This is a genomic window from Edaphobacter paludis, assembly GCF_039993895.1.
GTDB classification, from domain to species: Bacteria; Acidobacteriota; Terriglobia; order Terriglobales; family Acidobacteriaceae; genus Edaphobacter; species Edaphobacter paludis.
This window is the reverse complement of record NZ_CP121194.1, coordinates 2,328,510-2,351,060: the sequence shown is the minus strand read 5'-3', so window position 1 is coordinate 2,351,060 and position 22,551 is coordinate 2,328,510. Positions and strand designations below refer to the sequence as shown.

General features: G+C 57.5%; 21 protein-coding genes and 1 pseudogene. 15 read left to right on the top strand and 7 right to left on the bottom strand.

Annotation, left to right across the window (positions count from 1 at the left end; translation table 11 throughout):
* Window positions 1-11 precede the first annotated feature (11 nt).
* Complete coding sequence (locus tag P4G45_RS09735; protein WP_348266285.1) at window positions 12-950, bottom strand: multiheme c-type cytochrome; 939 nt, start codon at window positions 948-950, stop codon at window positions 12-14.
* Between the two features lie 128 nt (window positions 951-1,078).
* The gene (locus P4G45_RS09730) at window positions 1,079-2,143 is read right to left on the bottom strand and encodes a tetratricopeptide repeat protein (protein WP_348266284.1); all 1,065 of its coding nucleotides are present in this window, start codon (window positions 2,141-2,143) and stop codon (window positions 1,079-1,081) included.
* A 207-nt stretch (window positions 2,144-2,350) separates the two neighbouring features.
* Here P4G45_RS09730 and P4G45_RS09725 point away from each other — a divergent pair, with 207 nt between their 5' ends.
* The 3 genes and pseudogenes from P4G45_RS09725 to P4G45_RS17050 all read left to right on the top strand — a co-directional run bounded on the left by P4G45_RS09725 (window position 2,351) and on the right by P4G45_RS17050 (window position 6,633).
* Window positions 2,351-4,849 carry a protein kinase gene (locus P4G45_RS09725; protein WP_348266283.1) on the top strand — a complete coding sequence of 833 codons (2,499 nt, stop codon included), beginning with the start codon at window positions 2,351-2,353 and terminating at the stop codon, window positions 4,847-4,849.
* Between the two features lie 150 nt (window positions 4,850-4,999).
* On the top strand, window positions 5,000-5,245 hold the full coding sequence (locus tag P4G45_RS09720; RefSeq protein WP_348266282.1) for a hypothetical protein: 246 nt from the start codon (window positions 5,000-5,002) through the stop codon (window positions 5,243-5,245).
* An 84-nt stretch (window positions 5,246-5,329) separates the two neighbouring features.
* A pseudogene (locus P4G45_RS17050) lies at window positions 5,330-6,633 on the top strand (DNA polymerase domain-containing protein).
* Between the two features lie 44 nt (window positions 6,634-6,677).
* On the opposite strand, the gene P4G45_RS09705 reads toward P4G45_RS17050, so the two are convergent.
* Window positions 6,678-7,760 (bottom strand): ATP-dependent DNA ligase, encoded by a 1,083-nt coding sequence (locus P4G45_RS09705; RefSeq protein WP_348266280.1) that lies wholly within the window; start codon window positions 7,758-7,760, stop codon window positions 6,678-6,680.
* Between the two features lie 148 nt (window positions 7,761-7,908).
* Here P4G45_RS09705 and P4G45_RS09700 point away from each other — a divergent pair, with 148 nt between their 5' ends.
* The 4 genes from P4G45_RS09700 (at window position 7,909) to P4G45_RS09685 (ending at window position 10,367) form a co-directional block, all read left to right on the top strand.
* Window positions 7,909-8,382, top strand: coding sequence for a cupin domain-containing protein (locus P4G45_RS09700; RefSeq protein ID WP_348266279.1), 474 nt, complete (start codon window positions 7,909-7,911; stop codon window positions 8,380-8,382).
* Between the two features lie 246 nt (window positions 8,383-8,628).
* Window positions 8,629-9,219 carry a PEP-CTERM sorting domain-containing protein gene (locus P4G45_RS09695; RefSeq protein ID WP_348266278.1) on the top strand — a complete coding sequence of 197 codons (591 nt, stop codon included), beginning with the start codon at window positions 8,629-8,631 and terminating at the stop codon, window positions 9,217-9,219.
* A gap of 83 nt (window positions 9,220-9,302) precedes the next feature.
* A complete protein-coding gene (locus P4G45_RS09690; RefSeq protein WP_348266277.1) occupies window positions 9,303-9,773 on the top strand; it encodes a cupin domain-containing protein in 471 nt (156 codons plus the stop codon).
* A gap of 126 nt (window positions 9,774-9,899) precedes the next feature.
* Window positions 9,900-10,367, top strand: coding sequence for a cupin domain-containing protein (locus tag P4G45_RS09685; RefSeq protein ID WP_348266276.1), 468 nt, complete (start codon window positions 9,900-9,902; stop codon window positions 10,365-10,367).
* A 10-nt stretch (window positions 10,368-10,377) separates the two neighbouring features.
* Here the strand turns inward: P4G45_RS09685 and metG are convergent, their stop codons facing one another.
* From metG to P4G45_RS09670, 3 genes are all read right to left on the bottom strand, one after another.
* Window positions 10,378-12,723, bottom strand: coding sequence for a methionine--tRNA ligase subunit beta (metG, locus tag P4G45_RS09680; RefSeq protein WP_348266275.1), 2,346 nt, complete (start codon window positions 12,721-12,723; stop codon window positions 10,378-10,380).
* Between the two features lie 183 nt (window positions 12,724-12,906).
* Window positions 12,907-13,677, bottom strand: coding sequence for a FadR/GntR family transcriptional regulator (locus P4G45_RS09675; protein ID WP_348266274.1), 771 nt, complete (start codon window positions 13,675-13,677; stop codon window positions 12,907-12,909).
* A gap of 113 nt (window positions 13,678-13,790) precedes the next feature.
* Window positions 13,791-15,119, bottom strand: a complete 1,329-nt coding sequence (locus tag P4G45_RS09670) for an MFS transporter (RefSeq protein WP_348266273.1) — start codon at window positions 15,117-15,119, stop codon at window positions 13,791-13,793.
* A 221-nt stretch (window positions 15,120-15,340) separates the two neighbouring features.
* Here P4G45_RS09670 and P4G45_RS09665 point away from each other — a divergent pair, with 221 nt between their 5' ends.
* Entirely contained in the window at window positions 15,341-15,499 is a 159-nt protein-coding gene (locus tag P4G45_RS09665) for a hypothetical protein (RefSeq protein WP_348266272.1), read from the top strand.
* Between the two features lie 71 nt (window positions 15,500-15,570).
* Here P4G45_RS09665 and P4G45_RS09660 read toward each other — a convergent pair whose 3' ends face one another.
* Window positions 15,571-17,019, bottom strand: coding sequence for an alpha-L-fucosidase (locus P4G45_RS09660; protein WP_348266271.1), 1,449 nt, complete (start codon window positions 17,017-17,019; stop codon window positions 15,571-15,573).
* 201 nt (window positions 17,020-17,220) lie between these two features.
* Between P4G45_RS09660 and meaB the strand changes: the two genes are divergently transcribed.
* The 7 genes from meaB (at window position 17,221) to P4G45_RS09625 (ending at window position 22,539) form a co-directional block, all read left to right on the top strand.
* The gene (gene meaB, locus P4G45_RS09655; protein WP_348266270.1) at window positions 17,221-18,435 is read left to right on the top strand and encodes a methylmalonyl Co-A mutase-associated GTPase MeaB; all 1,215 of its coding nucleotides are present in this window, start codon (window positions 17,221-17,223) and stop codon (window positions 18,433-18,435) included.
* Window positions 18,435-19,091, top strand: coding sequence for a tRNA (adenosine(37)-N6)-threonylcarbamoyltransferase complex dimerization subunit type 1 TsaB (gene tsaB, locus P4G45_RS09650; protein ID WP_348266269.1), 657 nt, complete (start codon window positions 18,435-18,437; stop codon window positions 19,089-19,091). The genes meaB and tsaB overlap by 1 nt, the downstream gene beginning before the upstream one ends.
* Window positions 19,088-19,549, top strand: coding sequence for a GNAT family N-acetyltransferase (locus tag P4G45_RS09645; protein ID WP_348266268.1), 462 nt, complete (start codon window positions 19,088-19,090; stop codon window positions 19,547-19,549). The genes tsaB and P4G45_RS09645 overlap by 4 nt, the downstream gene beginning before the upstream one ends.
* 91 nt (window positions 19,550-19,640) lie before the next feature.
* Complete coding sequence (locus P4G45_RS09640; RefSeq protein WP_348266267.1) at window positions 19,641-19,871, top strand: hypothetical protein; 231 nt, start codon at window positions 19,641-19,643, stop codon at window positions 19,869-19,871.
* A gap of 74 nt (window positions 19,872-19,945) precedes the next feature.
* Window positions 19,946-20,587, top strand: a complete 642-nt coding sequence (locus P4G45_RS09635) for a phosphatidylserine decarboxylase (RefSeq protein ID WP_348266266.1) — start codon at window positions 19,946-19,948, stop codon at window positions 20,585-20,587.
* The gene (gene pssA, locus P4G45_RS09630; protein WP_348266265.1) at window positions 20,587-21,447 is read left to right on the top strand and encodes a CDP-diacylglycerol--serine O-phosphatidyltransferase; all 861 of its coding nucleotides are present in this window, start codon (window positions 20,587-20,589) and stop codon (window positions 21,445-21,447) included. The genes P4G45_RS09635 and pssA overlap by 1 nt, the downstream gene beginning before the upstream one ends.
* 39 nt (window positions 21,448-21,486) lie before the next feature.
* The gene (locus P4G45_RS09625; protein ID WP_348266264.1) at window positions 21,487-22,539 is read left to right on the top strand and encodes an Asd/ArgC dimerization domain-containing protein; all 1,053 of its coding nucleotides are present in this window, start codon (window positions 21,487-21,489) and stop codon (window positions 22,537-22,539) included.
* Window positions 22,540-22,551 lie beyond the last annotated feature (12 nt).

Genomic DNA, 22,551 nt, shown 5'->3' with positions numbered 1-22,551 from the left:
GAGAAAAGGTGTTAATTGGGATAAGGCTCGCCCGGTTTCACAATCCGAATGTCATGGTCGGTAAACGTTAGATGTCCTCCAAGCATGTTGACCTTGGGCATGTGGCAACTCACGCAATTGGATTTGGCGACAGGGCAGGATTTTGATCGGTTGGCAGACGGCACCGAGGCTCGGTGCATCGAAGGCGAGTGGCAGGCAAGGCATTTCGCATCGTAAAAGGACGCTTTTCTGACGACCTGTTGATGCGGGTTGTGACATGCGATGCAGCCAATGCGAGAGTCCGTCGCGTTGAAACACTTACTGTTTTCGAGACGATAAGGCTGGAAGCGGACGGTCGCCTCGCCTTGCCAGCGGCTCCTTACTACCAGTTCCCAGGTCCGGTGACATTGGCCGCAAAAGTCGGAGATATGTCCGGACGTTAGCTTGCTTAGGTCAGGAGGAATCGAATCCTCCTGACCTTCAAAGATATCGGCCATGTGTTGATTTGCGCCAAGGTGGCAATGCTCGCAGCCGACGCCAGGTTTCATGGATTGAAAATCCAGTTTGTCTTGAGAGATTGCGCCGGTGGTATGGCAGCCGAAGCAGGCTTTGGCATTTTGTTGCGTCATTGGCCGTCCCATAGCCGCATCCAGAGTATTTGGCGTCATCCTTTCATCGCCTGTCGTGATGTCCAGGCCGTGGATGGCGGGGTAATAGCTTACGAGGCTTTCGTAAAGCTGATCGCCGCGCTGGAGGACCCAGGTTTGTGCGCCTGCGCCGAAGCTCCAGAGAATCGGCAGAGAAATTGTTCTTGTCCCGTCGCTTACGGTGTATGTGCTATGGCCAGCGTTGGTTTCGATGGTGTAGGTGTATCCCCCCTTTGCGAAGGTCAGCTTCGGATGCGCCTGTAGAACGGGGTTCGATCCCGGTAAGGACAAGGCACGCCCCATCTCCGTCAACGGCTGAGTCATGGCCTCGCTGGAGTGGCAGGTTGCACACCCGTCTGCCTGTCTTCTGGGCCGCGCATGGGCCAGTGCGGGAACACACATGGCCCAAAGCAGGAGGACTAAGAATCGACGAGTGCTTCGCGTAGCTGTCCTCATTTCTTTATAAGCTGAAGACAGAGCAGGCGCTCCCGCCTGGCATCTTCGCTGCGGCCGGATTCGTCATAAGCTCTGACCAACGCAAGGTGAACCTCAAGGTTATTGGGTTGCTGCTGACGCGCCTTTTCAAGATATTTCAATCCGCCCTGTATGTCTCCTGTTCCCACTAACGATCGGCCTAGGACAAGCTGCGCCATAGTAAGATTTGGCTCTTGTGCTTCGGATTTCCGGGCATACGAGAGGCCTTCTGAAAACTTGTTTTGCAGCATATAGGTCCAGGCCACCATTACATTCGCTAAGGTGTTGGAAGGATCAATCGCTAACTCTTGTTTGAATTCCGCGAGCGCATGCTCCTGGTCTGTCTGGAACAGGAGATAACCGTAAAGATAATGCGCATTCACCGCCTTCGGGAAGCGCTGGAACAGATCCTGAAACTCCTGCGCGCCACCTTTGTCGTCGCCAGCCATCATGGAGTATGCCGCTGTGCCCGCCGCCAGAACCAAGTCGCGCTGGCTGGCCTCCACATCCTTTGGCAGTTGCGGCATCCAGAGACCCGCCAGCCCTATGCCGATAAAGAGTTCCGGATTGGATATTCCATTTTTAGCGAAGAAAGCATACTGGGTCAGTGCGGATTCAAACTGGCCTGTGCGGGTAAGCGACAGCGCCTCATGAAAACGTAGTATCTGTTCGTTGCGCGGCTGATTGCCTGCACCCAGAGACAGTCCGTGGTCGATGTCCTCGATCGACTGGATGTACTGACCGGTTTCAAACTCACACAGTCCCCGCAGGGCAAAAGCAGGCGCGGCGTTGGGAGTCAGCTTGAGGTATTGGGTAATAGCGTCTTCGGCTCCCGGGTAGTCATTGGCTGCATATTGCGTCGACCCGAGAAACCACCAGCCATCCGGCCACGACGGTTTGAGTTGTAGAGCTTGCCGATATAGTTCGATCGCGCGGGGAAGGTCGTTTTGCTGCCTTGCTGCGGACGCACGCGCTACTACATCCTCAAAGTTAGCTGGCTCATTCTGCGCCAATGCCAGCAAAGGAAACAGCAGGAGGGCCAATCCAGCCAGTGCAAGGCTGTAGTGGATATGCGTCCGCGATTTCGTGACATTTGCACCCGACATTGCATTGCCTGTTGATTGCGGATGTTTCCGAGTACCTGTTTACCACGTCTTTGAAAGTATACGTTCAAGGTAAACAGTGGCGAGAAAATAGGGTGGAATGCTGACTGTAACGTTTCCCACGTCCGAGCTTGCGATAATGGAGGTATGAAGCGACGCGTCATCGAGCAGTACGAATTCGTTCGCAAGATCGGCGCGGGCGGCAGCGGCGTTGTGTATCTGGCGAACGACACCCTTCTGCAGCGGCCTGTGGTTCTCAAGCTGCTGAAACGCGGCAACCTGACCGTACAGCAGATGCGCACTACGCAGCTTCGCGAGGCCCGTCTGGCTTCGGCTATAGACCACCCGAACGTCTGCGCCATCTATGAGGTAGGCGTGGCTCCCGCGGACTCCGGCAACGGCGAAGAAGCTTACATCGTAATGCAATACATCCCGGGCAAGTCGCTCGACAAGGTGATCGGGGAGGGGCCGGCCAGTCTTCAGCTCACGCTTTCGGCGGGCATTCAGATTTCGGATGGTTTGTCGGCCGCCCACAACCTCGGCATCTTTCATCGCGACCTCAAGCCAGCCAACGTCATGCTCACCGACGGTGGCCTGATCAAGATTCTCGATTTCGGGCTCGCCCGCCGTCTCACCCCAGACAAGGCAGAGTTCGATCCCTCCGGACCGGACAGTAAGCGCAACCCACCGAACGCCGGTGCCACTTATACCGCTCGCGGCGGCACCATCGCTTATATGGCTCCGGAGCAGTTCGTCACCGGCCAGTCGAGCGTTCAGTCTGATATTTTTGCGCTCGGACTGATCCTTTACGAACTTGCCACCGGACGCCACCCCTTTCATCGCCCCGATGCGCCGGACTTCCAAAGTATTCGCGCGATCCAGTTTGCTGAGCCGCCATCGATCCGCCAGATCGCTCCGCATCTTCCTGTGGAACTTGAAAGCGTCATCTTCCGCTGCCTTGAAAAGCAGCCCTCGGCTCGCTTTGCTTCTGCCGCGGAGGTTCGCGAGGCGCTGAAGACCATCATGATGGCCATGCAACTCGACTCGGTGCTGTTGCATGGGGAGTCGGTCTCGCTGCTGCCGTCGCAGGGTGGCCAGAGCCGCAACCATACGGAAACGCCGGAGGAAGAGAAGCGCACCACTGGCCTCCTCTCCATGCTTGCGGAGCGCTTCCGTGAATCGACGCCCGCCGAGGTGAGCACGCAGAACACGATCGTCGTGCTGCCATTTATCAACTACGGCCCAGCCGATGTCGCTCCTTTGTATGGCTATGCGCTGGCCGATGCCATCGCAGCTCGTCTTGCGCGGATGCCGTCTCTGGTGGTGCGGCCTTCAAGTTCGCTGATGAACGTTGCGACTCAGCAGCTCGATCCACTGAGCGTTGGTAAAAAGCTGCTCGTGCATTTTGTGCTGGCAGGGAATTTTCTGCGCTCCGACAAGGGATTCGACCTCAATTGGCAGCTTCTCGATGTACCCAGCCAGAGCGTCCGGGCGGGCGGCTCCATTAATGTGGCCTCTTTCGATCTGGTGTCGGTCCAATCGGAGATCTGCAACGAGGTCTTCAGCACGTTGCAGGGCTTCGGCGACTTGCAGGGAGCCCATGAAAATCATCGCGCCACCTCGCTCTCTGAAGATGTCTCTGAGGAGTACTTGCAGGCGCGTGCCGTTCTCTCGTCTTTCATGACCCGTACCGGAAGCCGTGACGATCTCGATCGTGCGCGAACACTGTTTGAATCAGTCGTGAAGCAGGACGAGAGGTATGCGCCGGGCTGGTCGGGGCTTGGAATCACGCACCTGCAATATGCTCGCCATGGCCTCGGCGGCCAGATGCATGTTCTTGAGGCACGGCGGGCTTTTGATAAGGCGCTGTCGCTGGATTCGGGTTCGGTCGAAGCGAATCTCTACCGTGTCTACATGCTGCTGTCCCGCGGCGAAAAAGAGTCGGCACGCCACGGGATCGAGCACCTGCTTCAGACGGCAGGTAATGACTGGAACGTCCGCCTGGTTGCTGGAATAACGTTGCGTATCGACGGCATGTACGAAGAGGCGCTCGATCAGTTCAATGCTTCTCTTCGCATGAATCCATCCAACGCGGCGATGATCTACAACCACCGCGCCCGCGTCTACCAGTATCAGAACCAGATGGAACTGGCGGCGGACGAGATTCAGAAGGGGTTGACGCTGGAGCCGAAACAACCGCTGCTGCGGATCTCGCTTGGCTACCAGCAGATGCGTACGGGAGATCTTCCGCGCGCCATCGAGACGCTGGAGAGCGTCATTCGCAATGAGTCGTCACTGCGGATCGTCTTTCCGACGATTGCCCTCTGCTATGTTCAGCTTGGAGAGCGGGAAAAGGCTGCCAGCTTTATCGTGGATGAGACGCTCTCCGCCGCGGAAGCCGACAGCGAGATGGCCTACCGCCTGGCGACTTATTTTGCTGTCGAAGGCGATGAATCGGAGGCGCTGCACTGGCTGCGGCGGGCGATCTACCTGGGCAACGAGAACTATCCCTGGTTCAGCATCAATCCAGCATGGCGCAAGCTGAGCGGCCATGCCGACTTCGAGCGAATTCTGGAAGACCTGAAGAAGAGCTATCGCCGTAATCAAAAGAATTGGAAGCGGCTGCTGGCGCAGGTACGGAACTAGGGTGGGGAATCGGAAGTTCTCACCTGGGCTTTCCTGAATATTTACGTTTGTACTTCAGGCTCCTACTACAGTGCGGACTTGGAGAGTATCAGGCAACGGAAAGAGCCCTGATCCTCTCCAATGAAGATCATGCAAGGCAGGAGTAAGCACATGACTTCAAAAACCCAGGAATCCCAAACATCGGAGAACAAACCGAAAACTCCAGTTCAGCACAAAACACCAACTTCGCAGGAAGCTGCAGTGCAGCCGTCCGGCCCACTGGGAGATAATCCTTCAACCGCTGGTCCGGGGCAGACCGCTGTTCGTTCGAATACGCCGGAAAACAATCTAGGCCATCTCAATCCGTCCGCTCCAGAAGATGCGAATGTTACGCCGGGTACGACGAGTGAGAAGTAGTACACCCAACGCCTAATATCAGGCCGCTTTTCTCGGAGAGACTGCTGAGTACAACTGGTACAGGCGAAGCCTTATAGGGATAGTGTGAAAAAAGAAGAAGGTATCGAAGTGTTGACCATTGACGGACGTGAGGTCCGCGTGACTCACCCCGATAAGCTCTATTTTTCCAGGCAAACGAAGCTTTCGAAGCTCGATGTTGTGCGCTACTACCTTGCCGTCGCACCCGGTGCGCTGGCGGGAATTCGCGATCGTCCAATCGTTTTAAAGCGATTTGTAAACGGAGCTGAGGGCGAGGCGTTCTATCAAAAGCGTGCACCTTCGGAACGTCCTTCGTGGTTGCGAACGATCACTTTGTCTTTCCCTTCTGGCCGCACTGCGGAGGAACTTGTCGTCGATGACACGGCAGGACTCATTTGGATCGTGAACCTGGGATGCATTGAACTGCATCCGCATCCGGTGCGCTCTTCCGATCTTGATCATCCGGATGAGCTGCGCGTCGACCTCGATCCTGGACCCGGGGTGGAGTGGTCGAATGTGCGGCTGGTTGCGCTTGAGGTGAAGGCGCTCCTCGAAGAGGTCGGGCTGCGAGGCTGGCCGAAGACCAGCGGTTCACGCGGTATGCATATCAATGCTCGAATCGAGCCGCGATGGACTTTTACTGAGGTGCGACGCGCAGCACTTGCACTGTCACGGCGGTAGAGCGTCGAGCACCTGCTCTGGCCAGTTCCAAATGGTGGAAAGAGGAACGTCACGGAGTGTTCCTCGATTACAACCAGAATGCCAAGGACCGCACAACGGCCTCTGCGTATTCCGTTCGCCCGTTGCCCGACGCGCGGGTTTCCGCCCCTCTTCATTGGCACGAGGTGCCTGACTGCGACCCTGCTGAGTTCACGGTGCTTACGATGCCGCATCGATTCGCAGAGATCGGCGATCCTCACGCTGGCATGGATACCGCACGCGGTTCGCTCGATGGCTTGCTTGAGCTTGCTGCGCGAGATGAGGCCGAGGGTATCAGCGACGCACCATGGCCGCCGCACTTCCGCAAGACTGAAGGTGAGGCTCCGCGAGTTGCCCCTTCACGAGCGAAGTCTGGGGCCAGCAAATCTGCGACGAAGGGGTCCAATAGCAAAGCTCCTCGCACTCGGATGCCGCTACTCGTCATCGCAAACTCGCCCAGTGAAGAAGCGGCGCAGCAAGGTCTGGAGCGATGGAAGACGAAGCATCCAGAGGCGGCTGCGCTTCTCGCTATCGATGATGTGCTGGTCGATCGAATGCGCGGCAGATCCTCCACCTGGACACGCATTCGCGTCAATTTGCGTCACGTTCCTGAGGAGTTGCGGCCGCAGCAGGAGACACCCGATCCGGATGACGATCCTACACGTGCGTAGCTCATTCTTGCTGTCATGAGTAAGAATCAGAAGATTCGAAAGCCTCAGCGGCCGGTCGGGAAGATCGCCATCAGCTCTTGCGGTGGAACGACTTCGAGTTGCGCGTAGGTACAGTCGGCAGGCTTCTTATCTATCCGCCACCTGCGGAATTGGGCCATGTGGCGGAAACGGTTGCCTTGCATGTGCTCATACGCGACCTCTACGACGAGTTCCGGTCGCACCGGCACCCATGACAGATCCTTGCCCTGACTCCAGCGGCTCTGGCCGCCGGGAACGCGATGCTCCCCGTCGCTAAGGTCGCTTGTCGACCATGATTTCCATGGATGGTCGGCGAGCGCATTCTTTCTATAAGGCGCCAGGTACTCCACCAACTCACGACGTTTCTCCAATTTAAAACTCGCACAAACGCCGACGTGTTGCAGCACACCGGCATCATCGTAAAGTCCCAATAACAGGGAGCCAATCGCCGTTTCCTCGCTACCCTTGTGCCAGCGAAAACCCGCGACGACGCAATCGCAATCGCGTTCGTGTTTTACCTTCAGCATGGTGCGTTTGTCTGGCTCGTAGGTGCTTGTAATTGACTTGGCCATCACGCCGTCAAGACCGGCTCCTTCGAAACGGCGAAACCAATCCGCGGCGATCGTTCTATCACAGGTTGCAGGCGTGAGATGGATTGGAGGTTCCGCAGAAACGAGCAGTGATTCGAGCCTTTCGCGCCGTCGCTCAAAGGGTTCATCGCGAAGGTCGCTGTCTCCCTCGCAAAGGAGGTCAAAGAAGATGACGGATGCAGGGATTTGCTGAGACAAGAGCTTTACCCGTGAGGCAGCGGGATGGATACGAAGCTGAAGTGAGTCGAAGTCGAGACCGTTATCCGATACGATGACGATTTCTCCATCGAGAACGCAGCGGGGAGGCAATTTCGCTGAAAATGCTTCCATCAATTCAGGGAAGTAGCGATTCAGTGATTTGCCGTCCCGGCTTTGAATCAGGATCTCATCCTCATCGCGAAAGATCAGGGCACGAAACCCATCCCACTTGGGTTCAAAGATCCACATGTTTCCCGTTGGTATTTCGGCCACTCGCTTGGCGAGCATTGGCAACACCGGCGGATTTACTGGAAGATGCACGCCTCATATTACATCCAGACAGGTAACGATCAGACTGGAGACCTATCATGCGCATCGGATAGGTGGGCCAGATCTTCAGTAGATGGGGCAAGGAGATGACACGGACTGGAAGATTGGCAGCGGCTTACGCTTGCCGTAGGATGGCGGCATGAAGAATATGGTTCGGTTGCGGGTTTGGAGTTTTCTTTTCGTCTTTGTGGCCTTGAGTTGCGGCGTCAATAGAGCGCAGAGTGCAACGGGCTCGGCGCAGGTATCAGGCGCAGATGTGCTATCTCAGGCGGAGGTGTTTCCGAGTGGGAAGATGACGGTGAGAAGGATGCCGAATGGAGGGGAGAGCGAAGATGTCGCGCATGGGGTGCTCAAGACGGGAGAGGTCGTCGCGGTGCATGAATCGATGCAGCCGGTCGGAATCAAGCCGAATGCGGCGCACAGGATCGAACACTCGGAGTTTATTGTTGTGCGCGAAGGCACCGTGGAATTTGAGCACGATGGCAAGGCGGAAGAGGTAGGAGCGGGTGGGGTGATCTATGTGGCATTTGGAACGATGCATCGTTTGCGGAATGTGGGGAACGTGCCGGCAAAGTATGTCGTGATCGCGATTGGCGGGGACACGAAAAGATGAACAGCGATGGCGCCGAGCGTGGGTGCTCGGCGCCATTGCAACCCTGTCGTGACACCTGCGCCCTCTTTATGCACCAGGGGGCCGATGTATACCAAAGTTGTAGAAAGTTCCATCAAGAATCTGCGCGTCTCCTGTTACCGTCGACATGAGTAAATAAAGCGTTTGGAAAAACTCGCCGCGAGGTCTCCTGCTGGTGCCTCTTGACCGTGGATATCTTCCAATTCTGCGCTTAAAGGAAGAACCTTCATGCATCATCGTTTTCTTCTCCTCATGTCGTTCTTGGCCCTCGGCCTCGGTGTCGCTGCGCACGCTTCTACCATTGCCGCGGGTGTCTACAATCTCGACAATGCATTTGTCGATGGCTACTCCGTCACAGGTACAGTTACCTTCAACAATGCCGGCAATGCTACGGCTGCTGGACTTAGCTTCAACGATTCGAAGTTCGACAATCCGGGCCTTCCGTACTTCAACGCGATATCGTCCACCAACGTCTACAACGGCTTAAGTCAGAATTACATTGGTTCCTCCAACAATACAGGCCAGATAGCGCTTTACCTCAACACGATTGCCGGCGCTGACGGTCAATTCGACCTCTGCATCGGCGGTGCGCAGTGTGGAACTTCAATGGGAACGGTGGCGCCCTCCTCACTCCAGATATACGGCTTCTATAACAACGCGACGGGAAGCAATCCTGGTCTTGCGGCTACCGACTTCAGCAGCGGACATTTGGAATCGGTCAACGTTGCTGCTGCTCGAACACCCGAGCCTTCGTCACTATTGTTGCTTGGCACCGGCATTGTAGGACTTGCCGGCTTTGCCCGCATGCTCAAGTCATAGCGGCGCTGTCAGCAATAACAAACTGCGCTCTGTTGGAGAGACGGCAGTTGGCCAGCGGCGAGATCGGCGAGTAAGATGTCGGCATGGAAAATTTGAGTCGTCGTGATCTTTGTGTTGCCCTGTCGGCCTTTGCTGCGATGGGGAGTGTGGCTGCCCAAGCGCAGGCGCTGGCCAATCCGGGAGACAAGGTATTGTCGGATTCCCAGGCCTTTCCGTTCGACAAATTGCCAGTAAGCCATTCGAAGAACGGCGGCGAGAGCAGGCATGTGACCAAGGGCGTATTGCCGACCGGCGAGTATGTGGAGATGCATGAGACCACGCTGCCGCCGGGACAGATGCCGCATCCGCCGCATAAGCACCGGCACTCGGAGTTCATGATGATTCGCGAGGGTACGGTGGAGTTCGACAATGATGGCAATAAAGAGACCGTCGGGCCGGGCGGCGTGATCTTCGCCGCTTCGGAGAAGACGCATGGGTTGAAGAATGTCGGGAGCGTTGCGGCGCAATATTTCGTGATTGCGATTGGGCGGGAGTCGGGCGTGCAACAAGTCTGAGTCTTTGCCCGGGGCCATCTTAGGAGCGCTGAAGCTGCTGGAAGTCCTTTGACTCGGCTGCGCCTTCGTTCAGAGTGAGATGGTGGCGAGTGGCGAAGTGACCGATGGGTGGGTTAGCATGGCGGCATGAAAAATATCAACCGTCGTGATCTTTGTATTGCCTTGTCGGCCTTGGCCGCGGTGGGCACTGTATCGGCTGAAGCACAGACAGGCAGCACGGAGGGCGCGACGCTGGCGCACTCCGAGATCTTTCCCTTCGACACGCTTCCGGTGAAGCACTCGGCAAATGGCGGGGAGAGCCGCGCGGTGATTCAGGGGACCTTGCCGACGGGAGAGTTCGTGGAGTCGCATGAGACGACCCTGCCGGCGGGACAGATGCCACATAAGCCGCACCGGCATAGTCACTCGGAATTTCTGCTGATCCGTGAGGGGACTCTCGAGGTCAACTCCGATGGGAAGAAGGGGCAGATTGGCCCGGGAGCCGTCGTCTTTACCGCGTCGAATGTGATGCACAGCCTGAAGAACGTCGGTACGACTCCGGCACGTTACTTTGTCGTTGCCGTGGGGAAGCAGTCCGCACCGAAGTTCTCGTAAAGCCCGCCTGCTAACGCAGGCGGGAGCCCAGGGCTATGTCTTCGCCGAAGGTGGCGAGGACGGGCTTGCCGTTTTCGCCGTGCGAGGCGGCAAGCAACATGCCGTGGGACTCCAGGCCACGCATCTTGCGGGGCGCGAGGTTGGCGATGACTACAATGTTGCGGCCGATGAGCTCTTCGGGGGTGTACCACTCTGCAATGCCGGAGAGGATCTGGCGCTTTTCGTAGCCGAGATCGACTTCGAGGCGGAGGAGCTTGTCGGCCTTGGGAATGCGCTCGGCGACGGTGATTCTGGCTACGCGGAGATCGATCTTTACGAAGTCGTCGATGACGATTTGAGGGGTGTCTGGGACGGCGGATTGATGGGCGATGGGGTGAACGGTCTCCGCGATAAGGTTCATGGACGGGGTGGCGGATTCGGAGGAGATGGGGGATTCGCGGAACTCGGTGTGCTCGTGCGCGGGGTTATCGACCTCGATGTTGACCTGCGGTAGTCCGACTGGCTCGGTTGGTTTCGGGGTGGCGCTGTTCTGTTCCATGTCAGTCATGATCTGGATAAGTCCTTTGTCTGCTCGGGGGAAGATCGGGGAGAGTGGGCCTAGTTTGGTGCCGGGTTTCAGGCCGCCCCATCGGAGGTCTTTCAGTTCGCCGTTTGCGGCGGCTTGTTCGATGTCGCCGAGGCCTAGTTGTGCCCAGACTTTGGATGCGGCGTAGGGCATCACTGGATAGAGAAGCGCGGTAATAATGCGGATGGATTCGGCGGCATAATACAAAGCCCAAATGCGATTCCTTGTGGTCTCAGCTTCGGTCGTCTTATTTTTCCAAGGAGCCATAAGCGTCAACGTTTCATCAACTATGCCAATGACATAAATAGACATTCCTTGAAGGAATCGATCAAACTCGCCTCGTTCAAAATTCCCGAGAAGAGCAGATATAAATCCGTCTTTGAAGTTCACCGTTTCTTGCATTTTTCGAAATGATGAAATCTCTTCTGTGACAGATTCATCCATCTCTGGAATAAAGCCTTCGAAATACTTTCCGATCATTGAGAGCGTGCGGCTGACTAGGTTGCCGTAGCCGTTGGCTAGGTCGCTGTTATAGCGCTGGATTAGCGCATCGAAACTGAAACTTCCATCTTTTCCGAAAGGGATTTCGCGGAGGAGAAAGTAGCGGATGACGTCGGCGGCGAAAAGGTCTTGCTCGGCTTTGGTGGGAGGCGCTGGCTCTTCGGAAGAAGACGGTACCACAGCGGCTAAAGCCGCATCTGTGATTGGGGGGGGCTGCGGCACGGCTGAAGCCGTGCCCTTAACGCGACGGTCGGCCTCGGATTTGGTCAACAGTGTGCCGAAGGCGTCGAGGATGGTTTCGGTACGGACGATGTTGCCGCGAGACTTCGACATCTTCGATTCTTCAAAGAGGAGCCAGCCGTGGGCGGTGATGGCCTTTGGTAGCTTGAGGTCGGCGGCGAGCAGGAAGGCAGGCCAGTAGACGCAGTGGAAGCGGATGATCTCTTTGCCTACGAGGTGGAGATCGGCGGGCCAGTATTTTTCGAATTTGGCTTGATCGGCTGGGTCGTCGCTGCCGTAGCCGATGGCGGTCATGTAGTTGGCAAGGGCGTCGAGCCAGACGTAGATGACGTGTTTTTCGTCGCCGGGGACAGGGATGCCCCACTTGAAACTGGAGCGCGAGATGCTGAGGTCTTTGAGGGCTCCGGGAACGTAAGGAGTGCCTTTGGCGGAGAGTTCGGTTTTGTCTGTTTCTGAGATGTTGCCGCGGAGGAAGCTTAGGACTTCGTTTTTGCGGACCTCAGGCTGGATGTTTAGTTCGCCGCTTTCGATGAGGTCGATGAGGGGGCGCTGGTACTCGGAGAGGCGGAAGAAGTAGTTCTCTTCGGTGATGGTTTCGGTGGGCTTGCCGTCCGGGCCAATGGTGCCGGGAGGTCCGTCGATGAACATCTCTTCGCCGACGCTGTACTGGCCGGTGTAGGTGCTGAGGTAGATCTTGTCGCGGTCGCGGAGAATCTGGAAGAGTTTTTGCACGCCGCGTTTGTGACGAGACTCCGTGGTGCGTATGTAGTCGTCGTTGGTGATGCCCATGCGCTTCCAGAGCGATTCGAACTGGGCGGAGACCTGGTCGGCGAACTGTTGTGGCGGGATGCCGGCCGCGGTGGCGCTGCGTTCGATCTTCTGACCGTGTTCGTCGGTGCCGGTGAGGAAGAAGGTGTCGTCGCCGAGAAGGCGGTGGCGGCGGGCTATAACGTCCGCGGCGATGGTGGTGTAGGCGTGACCGATGTGCGGGCGCGCGTTGACATAGTAGATGGGCGTGGTGAGGTAGAACTTTTTCTGGGCTTCAGACATGGTGGGGGCCAATGCTCAGTTTAGCAGGGATGCGGGTTGGGTCTGGGGCGTTTCTGTCCACGTCTGCGAGAAGGGGAAGTAGAGCGCCCGGTTCTGTGCGTGGTGAGGTTTGCGATCCCATCCTTCACAAATTATGTGAAGGATGGAGCACCTGTGCATTTTGGTGGGTGAAGGAGAGTTGCTTTATTGCTTAGCTAGAGGAATAGCTGCTTCTTCGTGGATTTCTTCACCGGGCGAGGCTGCGGGAGTGCTCGTTTCGGCGGCCTGTGCTTTGCTGGCAAGGCTGAGGTGCTGCTCCATGGTCTGACGGGCCTTGGCGGGATTGTGAGAGCGGATGGCACGGTAGATCTCGCGATGCATCTCGGCGGACTCTTTGAGGTCCTGGGCGTGCTGGACGGTCTTGCTGCGGCCTTCGTAGAGATTGGCCGTGATCGTCTCCATGAGCGCGCCGAGGATGGGATTACCGGAGGCGCGGGCGATGGTGCGATGGAAACGAACGTCGTGGATGAGGTATTCCTGAGGGTCGGTGAGCGAGGCATACATCTCGGCGACCTCTTCGGCAAGTTCGGCGATGTGCTCGTCGGTAGCGCGCTCTGCGGCGAGGGCGGCGACGTTGGATTCAATGACGATGCGGGCCTCGAACATCTGCCAGGGAAGGAAGCCGTGGAGCGCTCCGAGGACAGAGAGGGAACTGGAATCGAGCGCGGGAGGGCCCGAGGAGACAAAGGTTCCGGCACCGTGCCGGCTTTTGAGGACACCCATAGCGGACAGAAAGCCGATTCCGGCGCGGAGGCTGGATCGACTGATCTTGAGTTTGCGAGCCAGCTCGCGTTCGGGGGGAAGACGATCTCCGGGATGCACCTCGCCTTTGGCAATGAGGGAGCGGACATGCTCGACGACCTGCATGGTCAGTTGGCTGTGGCCGGTGACTTCTTCTGTGACCTCTTTTTTCACGCCCGGAAAAACTCCTTACTCCTAAATGGGAGAAGGGTAACACGGAGGTAATACCAGAGGCGATATTGAAGTTGGAGCAGCGCGCCTCGACGTGCGATTCGGGCGCGCTATTCTCATGCGGTGCGGGTCTCTCCCAGGCGGGGAACCAGAAGCTGGAAGATCACAAGCGCAATGACGTAGGCAAACGCTGCGAGGGTGAAGATGAGCATGGGGTGAAGCGAAAAGAAGTGGGAGACGAGCCAAGTGAAGACTGCTCCGCCCAACGCTCCGGCTGCTCCGCCGATGCCTACAACTGTACTGACGCTGGTAGAGGGGAACATGTCGGTCGGCGTGGAGAAGATGTTGGCTGACCATCCCTGGTGCGCGGCGGTGGCGAGGCAGAAGAGTCCGATGGCAGGCCAGGCGTTATGGGGCGAGATCACATGCATGTGCGGGACGAGCATGATGGGTAACACACACACGGCGCAGATGAGGAGAGCGAACTTGCGGCCTGAATTGACGCTGTGACCGTGGGTCATGCGGAAGCCGGAGAGCCAGCCTCCTGCGATAGAGCCGACCGTGGCGAAGGTGTAGATGACAATGAGCGGATATTTGACCTCGTTCAGGTTGAGGCCGTAGTTGTCGTTGAGGAATTTGGGGAGATAGAAGAGATAGAACCACCAGATGGGGTCGGTGATGCCTTTGGCGATGCAGAAGGCCCAGAAGCCGCGGTGTTTGACGAGGATGGAATAGAGCGGGCCGCCTTGGGTGACGGGGGCCAAGTCTGCCTGGGTCTGCGTGGCTCCGCGGCGAAGCTTGTTGTAAGGGAAGACTATCCAGATAACGAGCCAGAGAAGCCCCATGGAACCGGTGCAAATGAAAGCGGCGTGCCATCCCCATTTGGCAGTGACAGCGGCGATGAGGATGGGCGCGATGAAGAAGGAGGCGTTGGTGCCTGAGTTGAAGAGGCCAGTGGCGAGGGCTCGTTCTTCGGCGGGGAACCACTCGGTGGTGGCCTTGATGGCGGCGGGGAAGTTGCCGGACTCGCCCAGGCCGAGGAAGACGCGGGCGATGCAGAAGCCGGCGACGCTGGCGACGAGGGAGTGGCTGATGGAGGCGCAGGCCCAGATGCCGATGGCGAGGGCATAGCCAGTTTTGGTGCCGAGCTTGTCGATGATGCGGCCGGCGAAGAGGAAGCCGACGCCGTAGGCGATCTGGAAGCAGATGAGAATGCGGCCGTAGTTGAGGTCGTAGGCGATCTGATGGGCGGCGTCAAGACCGGGAATCCAGCCCATGAAGGGAAGATGGAGGAGTGGCTCGATGAGAGAGAAGACCGAGCGGTCCATGTAATTAATGGTCGTGGCGAGAAAGAGCAGGAAGCAGACGAACCAGCGGACGTTGGACTTGGGCGGGGCGGCTGTAGTAAAGCCCGAATCGGACAGGCTGGCGGCTTTCATGGACATTCAGTGAAGCTCCCGGAGAGATGCTTGGACGGACGTTGCAGATTGAAGGGGAAGCGATTTGTATGTTGGTGCTCGATGATGAGGATAGCTGTTTATGAGCTACTTGTGTCAAGTACGAACAAAATGCCGTGGCGGGGAGTCCGTTGAAAGTCCACAGAGTTACGCGCCCGACTTTCGACGTGGCAATGGTAGGGCTATTTACTTTGAGGAGGGCGCTTCACATGAATCGTATGGGAATAGGTGTTGCCATCGTCATCGCCATCGGTCCTGCAATGGGCGCCGCGATCGGGGTGGTGCTTGGACTTGCAATGAACAGGGCGCAACGGTACCTGAACTATCTAAGAGCCTGTCCAGAAACTATGGGTTTGGGTGCAACGTAGTTGGAACGGGTTCTAAGGTTCGCCGAAGGTGAAAAGGTGGGGTGCGGTTGATGCCGCACCCCGGGCTTATTTTATTTGGAGGTGTTGAGGACCAGGACGGTGGCGATGGAGTCCAACGCCGTTGCGGGAAGATGGACGTCGAGGCTATCTCCGCTTTGGATCAGCTTGAGATGCTTGCGAGCTTTGTCAGCCAATAGATAAGCGCTAGTGACCTTGCGGGGCAGCTTTTCGAGGTGGAACGTGCTGTTGGCTGGCCAGTTGAAGATGGAGATATAAATCTTGTCTGGCGTTGTTGTTGAGCGCCAGTCCCATGCCGGGATGAATTTAGGCTTGCCGTCCTCATCTTTTTCGGTAGGGCTGAAGGAGCCAGCCTCCGCTCCGAAGAGGGTCGGCTGGGTGCCATAGATGGCATCGCCGTTGACGGCGATCCATTTGCCTACCTCATGCAGGCGTTCGACCTCGGGGGCGGGGACGACGCCGTGAGAGTCGGGGCCGATGTTGAGGAGGTAGTTGCCGCCTTTGCTGGCGATATCGATGAGATTACGAAGCAGAGTCTCGGTGGATTTGAAGTTGGTGTCATGGGACTTGTAGCCCCAGGTGTCGTTCATGGTCATGCAGGACTCCCAGTCTTCGCCGGGATAGCCGGTGGCGGGGATGTACTGCTCCGGGGTTTCGGTGTCACCTTTGTAGCCTCCGCCGAGACGGTTGTTCCAGATGAGGTTGGGGTGCTGGTTGAGGAGTTCGACGATCTCACCGGCGAGGGCGGGCGTCATGTCCTTGGTGGGGGTGTCGAACCAGATGACGACGGGGAAGTCACCGTAGTTAGTGAGCAGTTCCTTCATCTGAGGGATGGCCTTAGTGTGGAGGTAGGTGGCGAAGTCGCCGTTCTGGGCAGGGTCCCAGTGGAAGGTGGGGGGCTGGTGGTCGCCGGTCTTGAGGGCCGCGCCGCCAGGGGCAGTCCAGTCCTGATCCTGGGAGTAGTAGAAGCCGAGTTTGACTCCCTGCTTTTTGCACTCTTCGGCCAATTCGCGGAGCGGATCGCGCTTGAAGGGGGTGGCGGCGACAATGTTGAAGTTGTTGACCTTGGAGTCGAACATAGCGAAGCCGTCGTGGTGCTTGGCGGTGATGACGATGTACTTCTGGCCAGCGGCCTTGGCAAGGGCGACGATGTCGTGCGCGTTGAAGCCGGTGGGGTTGAACTTGGGCGCGAGGGCCTTGTAGTCGGCGACCGGGATGGAGGCACGGTTCATGATCCACTCGCCGATGCCGGGGATCTCTTTCCCGTCCCATACACCGGCGGGGATGGAGTAGAGGCCCCAGTGGATGAACATGCCGAAACGGGCGGCGCGCCACCAGGCCATGCGGGCGTTGCGCTGGGCGCGGGTTTCTGTGTCCTGAATGGCTTTGACCGGATGTGCAGGCGAGGTGGCGATGCGCTCGCCTTCGATCTGAGCAAGCGCTGAGGGGGCGACCAGGAGTGTGGAGAGTCCAGCGGTAAAGGTGCGGCGGTTAAGATTCACGGCAAATCCTCGGAGTGGAATGATGTCGGGAGAATTGTATGTGAAAAATGTATGGTGTAGGTGAAAAATGACTGGCCTGTGAGTAGGCAAACAAATGCCCTTTGAGGACTTGATGCAGCTCATGAGAAAAGCAGATCCTCCCGCTTTGCGGAAGGATGACAATATTATTTTGCGTGTGGGTAGAAAGGTATTATCGCTGATGTGAGCGAATTGGGTGATGTTGAGGGGATGGTTGAACGGCTGCGCGCTGGCGAAATGCGGGCGCTGGCCCGTGCTGTGTCGCTGGTGGAGGACGGATCGGCTGTTGGAACTGAGTTGGTGAAGGCTTGCCGGAGGTATGAGGGCAGTCCCTTACGGATAGGGGTTACCGGACCTCCAGGGGCGGGGAAGAGCACGCTGGTCGATCAGATGGCGCGGTTCTTAAGGCGGGAGGGGCAGCGGGTGGGTGTGGTCGCAGTTGATCCCTCTAGTCTTTACACGGGTGGGGCGCTGCTGGGTGATCGTATCCGCATGCAGGGATTTAGCGGGGACGAGGGAGTCTTCATCCGCAGCATGGCTTCACGCGGCGCGAAGGGGGGGCTGGCGGCGGCTGTGGAGGATGTGTGCGTTGTGATGGGAGCCGCAGGGCGGCAGGTGATTCTGATTGAGACGATGGGAGTGGGGCAGGATGAGGTCGAGGTGGCTGGATTGGCAGATGTGACAGTCCTGGTGCTGGTTCCTGGAATGGGAGATGAGGTGCAGAGTTTGAAGGCGGGGGTGATGGAGATCGCGGATATCTTTGCGGTGAATAAGAGTGACCGCGAGGGTGCCGAGCGGGTGGAGTCGGAGATTCTGGCGATGCAGGAACTAGCGGTGGCGAGTGGTGAGTGGGTTTCGCCAGTGGTGCGGACGGTGGCGACGAATGGTACGGGAGTGAGTGAGTTGATGGACGCAGTGCGACGTTGTGCTGCGTATGGGCAGAAGGGGAAGCAGAGCATTGGATTTAAGCCGGAAAGCCTTCGGCTGGATCATCTTGGAATCGCGGTCGAGAGTATAGCTGCGGCGCGGGGGTTTTATGAGGCTCTAGGGCTCGCGGTGAGTCACGAAGAAACGGTTGAGCACGAGAAGGTCAAGACGGCGATGCTTCCGCTCGGGGACAGTCGGATTGAATTGCTGGAGGCAACGGAAGATGATTCGGTGATTGGACGGTTCTTTGCGAAGCGGGGCGAGGGGTTACATCACGTTGCGGTGAGAGTGGACAGAGTGGATGCGATGTTTGAGAGGCTAAAGTCGCAGGGGGTTGAGTTGGCTAGCGATGCGGTGCGGGTTGGGGCTGGCGGGCATCGGTATTTTTTTGTGCATCCGAGGAGTACGGGCGGAGTTCTAGTGGAGATTGTGGGTGACGCCGCCGGTTTGAAGCGGGAGGAAGGGGAGTGATGCGGTTTTTGTTGATCAATACATGCGGGAGTGAAGGCAGCGTGGCTCTGGCGGATACGGCGTTGGCCGATGCGGTGGTTGCTATGGAGGTATTGCCAGGCCGTACGGCTTCGGAGCGGCTGGTTCCGGCGGTGCGGCGGGTGATGGAGGTTTGTGCGTGGAGGCTGCAAGATTTGACCGCAGTGGTTGTGGTGCATGGGCCAGGGTCATTTACTGGGGTGCGGGTTGGATTGAGTGCGGCGAAGGGTTTGAGCGAGGCGGGAGGCGTGCCGCTGATTGCTGTTTCGCGGCTGGCTCTGTTGGCGGCTGGCGGTGGCGATGGTGTAGTTCATGCGGTCCTGGATGCGGGGCGGGGCGAGTTTTATTGCGGGGAATATCTGGGCCACAAATGCCTGCGAGAGACCCTGCTAACGACGGAGGAGATAGTTTCCGCTGCGGCTGGAGGAGCAGTGATCGTCTGCGAGATTAAGGTTGCGGAGGCTTTGGCGGCGCTCAGGCCTTGGGTGGTTGCCGAGCCGGGTGCGAGGGATGCTTTGGCGTTTGCGATGGAGCGAGCTGCAGCGGGGAATTTGGATGACGCTGCGGTGCTTGATGCGAATTATCTTCGGCGGACGGATGCGGAGATCTTTGCCAAGCCAAAGACAGTACTGCAATGAAAGATGTTTGCATTCGGGCGGGTGAGTTCGGGGATCTTGCTTCGGTACTTGCGCTGGAAAGGGCTACGGTGGAGGCTCCGCATTGGAGTGAGGCGGAGTATGCTGCGGCGATTGGTGGTAGTGGCGATTATCTTCGGCGGTGCTTGTTTGTAGCTGATGTGGAGGGAGCGCTGATTGGGTTTGCGGTGGGCAAGGTCGCCGGGAATTCGGCTGAGTTGGAAAGTATTGCGGTGGATTTGCAGGCGAGACGCGGAGGGGTTGGACGTGCACTTTGCGGGGTTGTGATTGATTGGTGCAAAAGAGCTGGCGCCGCAGCGGTGGAGTTAGAGGTTCGGGCGTCGAGTGAGAGCGCGATTAGGTTGTATCAGGGGTTAGGGTTTGTTCCCGTGGGACGGCGTCCGAGGTATTACAGCGGGCCTGTGGATGATTCGGTGTTGATGCGACTAGAGTTACCGTAAAGTGTATAAGTGGCTTTGCAAGCGCGGGTTTAGCTGTGATAGCGTTTAGGCCAATCGGTGAGCTGTCGTCTGATGCTGGAGGTATTTATTCATGCAGACTGCCAAGTTTACGGAGCTACCTGAGTCCACGTCGATTCCATCCATTTACAGGCTCGAGCAGGAACACAGTTTGTACGCACGCAGATTAGAGACACTGCGCGCGAAGCTGTTTCTGACTGAGGACGAAAAGGTGGAAGAGGTGCGGCTGAAGAAGCTGAAACTGAGCCTGAAGGATGAGATGGAGAGGCTTCGGCGTCCCGGCGCCAGAGTTTCTGAGCACTAAACATTATTGGCGTGTCGTGCGGCTGAGAACAGACGCTGAGTGAAGGTGTGCGTGGCCTTATAATCGAGTCACTTATGGTTCGAGATGGATTTTTCTATGCGTTAGGCCTCGGCGTGGTGGCAGCAGTGCTTTGGTATCTGAAGATGCCGGCATTTCTTGTGGCTGTACCGATCGTGCTGGCAGCGTTCTTTCTGTGGTTTTTCCGCGATCCGAACAGGGTAATTCCACAGGAGCCTGGGCAGATTGTCTCGCCTGGCGATGGACTGGTGACTGCGGCGGAGTGGCTTGAGACGACGGCGGGAAGCCGGTTGCGGCTCAGCATCTTTCTGAATGTATTTGACGTGCATGTGAATCGTGCGCCGGTGAGCGGGACGGTCACGGTGGTTGAACTTCGCAAGGGCGAGTTTCTGAATGCAATGAAACCGGAATCGGTGCTGCATAACGAGCAGACTTTGGTGGTGATCGACACGGGGGCATATACGGTGAGCTTCAAGCAGATTGCGGGACTGCTGGCGCGGCGGATTGTGTGTAATGTGAAGGTCGGCGATCATGTAGAACGCGGTCAGCGAGTTGGGCTCATCAAGTTTGGATCGCGGGTGGATGTGCTGTTGCCAGCCGAGGCCGAGTTAAAGGTGAAGATAGGTGTGCGGGTGCGTGGCGGTTCATCGGTGCTTGCTGTAGTTCCCCCGACCAATTCGAAGGCAGTGGTGGCCTGATGGAGGCCGGAGCGTCCGAGGGGACGCGGATGGACACAGGCGGCAGGAGACATCAGCCGAGCCGTGGGATGTATGTGCTGCCCTCGCTGTTTACCGCGGGCAATATCGCCGCGGGCTATTACGCGATTACGCAGAGTGTGCAGGGAAGTGTGGGAGATTCCATCCACTTTGACCATGCGGCGCTGGCCATCGGTTTTGCCATTCTGTTCGACGGTCTCGATGGACGTATTGCGCGGATGACGAACACGACCAGCGACTTCGGCAAGGAACTCGATTCGCTGGCCGACGTGATCACGTTCGGCGTTGCTCCGAGTTTGCTGGCATATATCTGGGGATTTCGAATGCTTCCCTTGATGGGGTATCCGGGCTTGCGCGATCAGATCCTCCATCTTGGAGTGTTTGTCTGCTTTGTGTTTCTTATCTGCGGTGCGTGCAGACTGGCCAGGTTCAATATCAGCATCAATCCGCAGCCTCGCAACCCGGGCAGGCCCGGGCACAAATATTTTGTCGGAATGCCGATTCCGGCAGGTGCGGGCGTGATCTGCGCGGTGATTCATTGCTTCAATGGATCGCCCATTAACCGGCCATGGATCGCCGTTGTGTGGATGTGTCTGATTGGGTTCACAGGCTTTCTGATGGTGAGTAGCTGGCGCTTCTGGAGCGGCAAGGAGATCAGTCTGGGAAACCGCCATCCGTTCCAGATGGTTGCATTGGTTGGAGTGCTGATCGCGTTGCTGTGGCTCTACTCGGAGTACATGTTGATTATTCTCGCGCTGGGTTATCTGGTCTCCGGCGTGGTGGCGCGGCTGGCTTATTCGTGGAGCAGAGAGCGGCGGCATCATTCGACTGAAGCGCGGTAGTTTGTCTGGATTGCAGAGAAAGAAGATTGCAGAGTAGATATGGCGAATGGAATTTATCGAATAGGTATTGTAGGCGCGTCGTCGCTGGTGGGAAAAGAGTTGACCGACGAATTGGGTGAGTCTCTGCTGGGGGCTTCGGATTTTGTGCTGCTTGACGAAGATGAGGCTGCCGGGCAGGTTACTGCGACGGGCGATGAAGTTTCGTTTATTCAGCGGCTGGAGGCGTCTTCGTTCGACCGAATGGACTTTGTTTTCTTTGCGGGCACAGCGGAAGTAACGAAGAAGTATTGGCAAGATGCGCGCCGGGCGGGAGCAAGCATCGTAGATTTGACCTATGCATTGGACGGCGAGAAGGATGTTCCGGCGCAGGCTCCCTGGGTGAAGGAGGCGCTGTCAGCGAAGACGCCAGAGCCTGGGCGGGAGCTGGATCTCAATACTCCTGCGGTCACTGCAGGACACCCTGCGGCAGTGATGCTTGCAGTGATGGCGGCGAGGTTGCAAGCGAAACTGGCGCTGAGGAGCGTGGCGGCAACGGTGATGGAACCGGCATCGGAGGGCGGGCGCTTTGCGATGGATGAGTTACATCAGCAGACAGTGAATCTGCTGTCGTTTCAGACGCTGCCTCGGGAGCAGTATGACGCACAGGTTGCGTTCAATCTGCTGCCATCGCTGGGTGAGAACGCGAAGGTTAAGCTGGCTATCACGGAGAAGCGTATTCGGGAACAGTATGCGGAGCTCTCAGGTGGACTGCTACCGCCGCTGGCTTTACAGGTAGTGCAGGCGCCGGTATTTCATGGCTATACGATTTCTATGCTGGTGGAGGTTGAGCAATTCTCAACCGTGGAACAGATAGAAGCTGCGCTGGTGGGCGAGCATGTGGATGTGGTCAGTGGAGAATCTGATCCTCCGAGCAATTTGAGTGCTGCCGGTCAGGAAGACATCATGGTTCGAGTTAGCGAGGATGTCGGTGGCGCGGGTGTGGCGCGGGTCTGGCTTTGGCTCGCTGCGGATAATTTGAAGCTTGCGGCTTTGAATGCTATTGCCTGTGCGGGGGAGTTGCGTCGGTTGCGGCCTCTGGGTAAGGTGCAATAAAAGGTGCGGTAG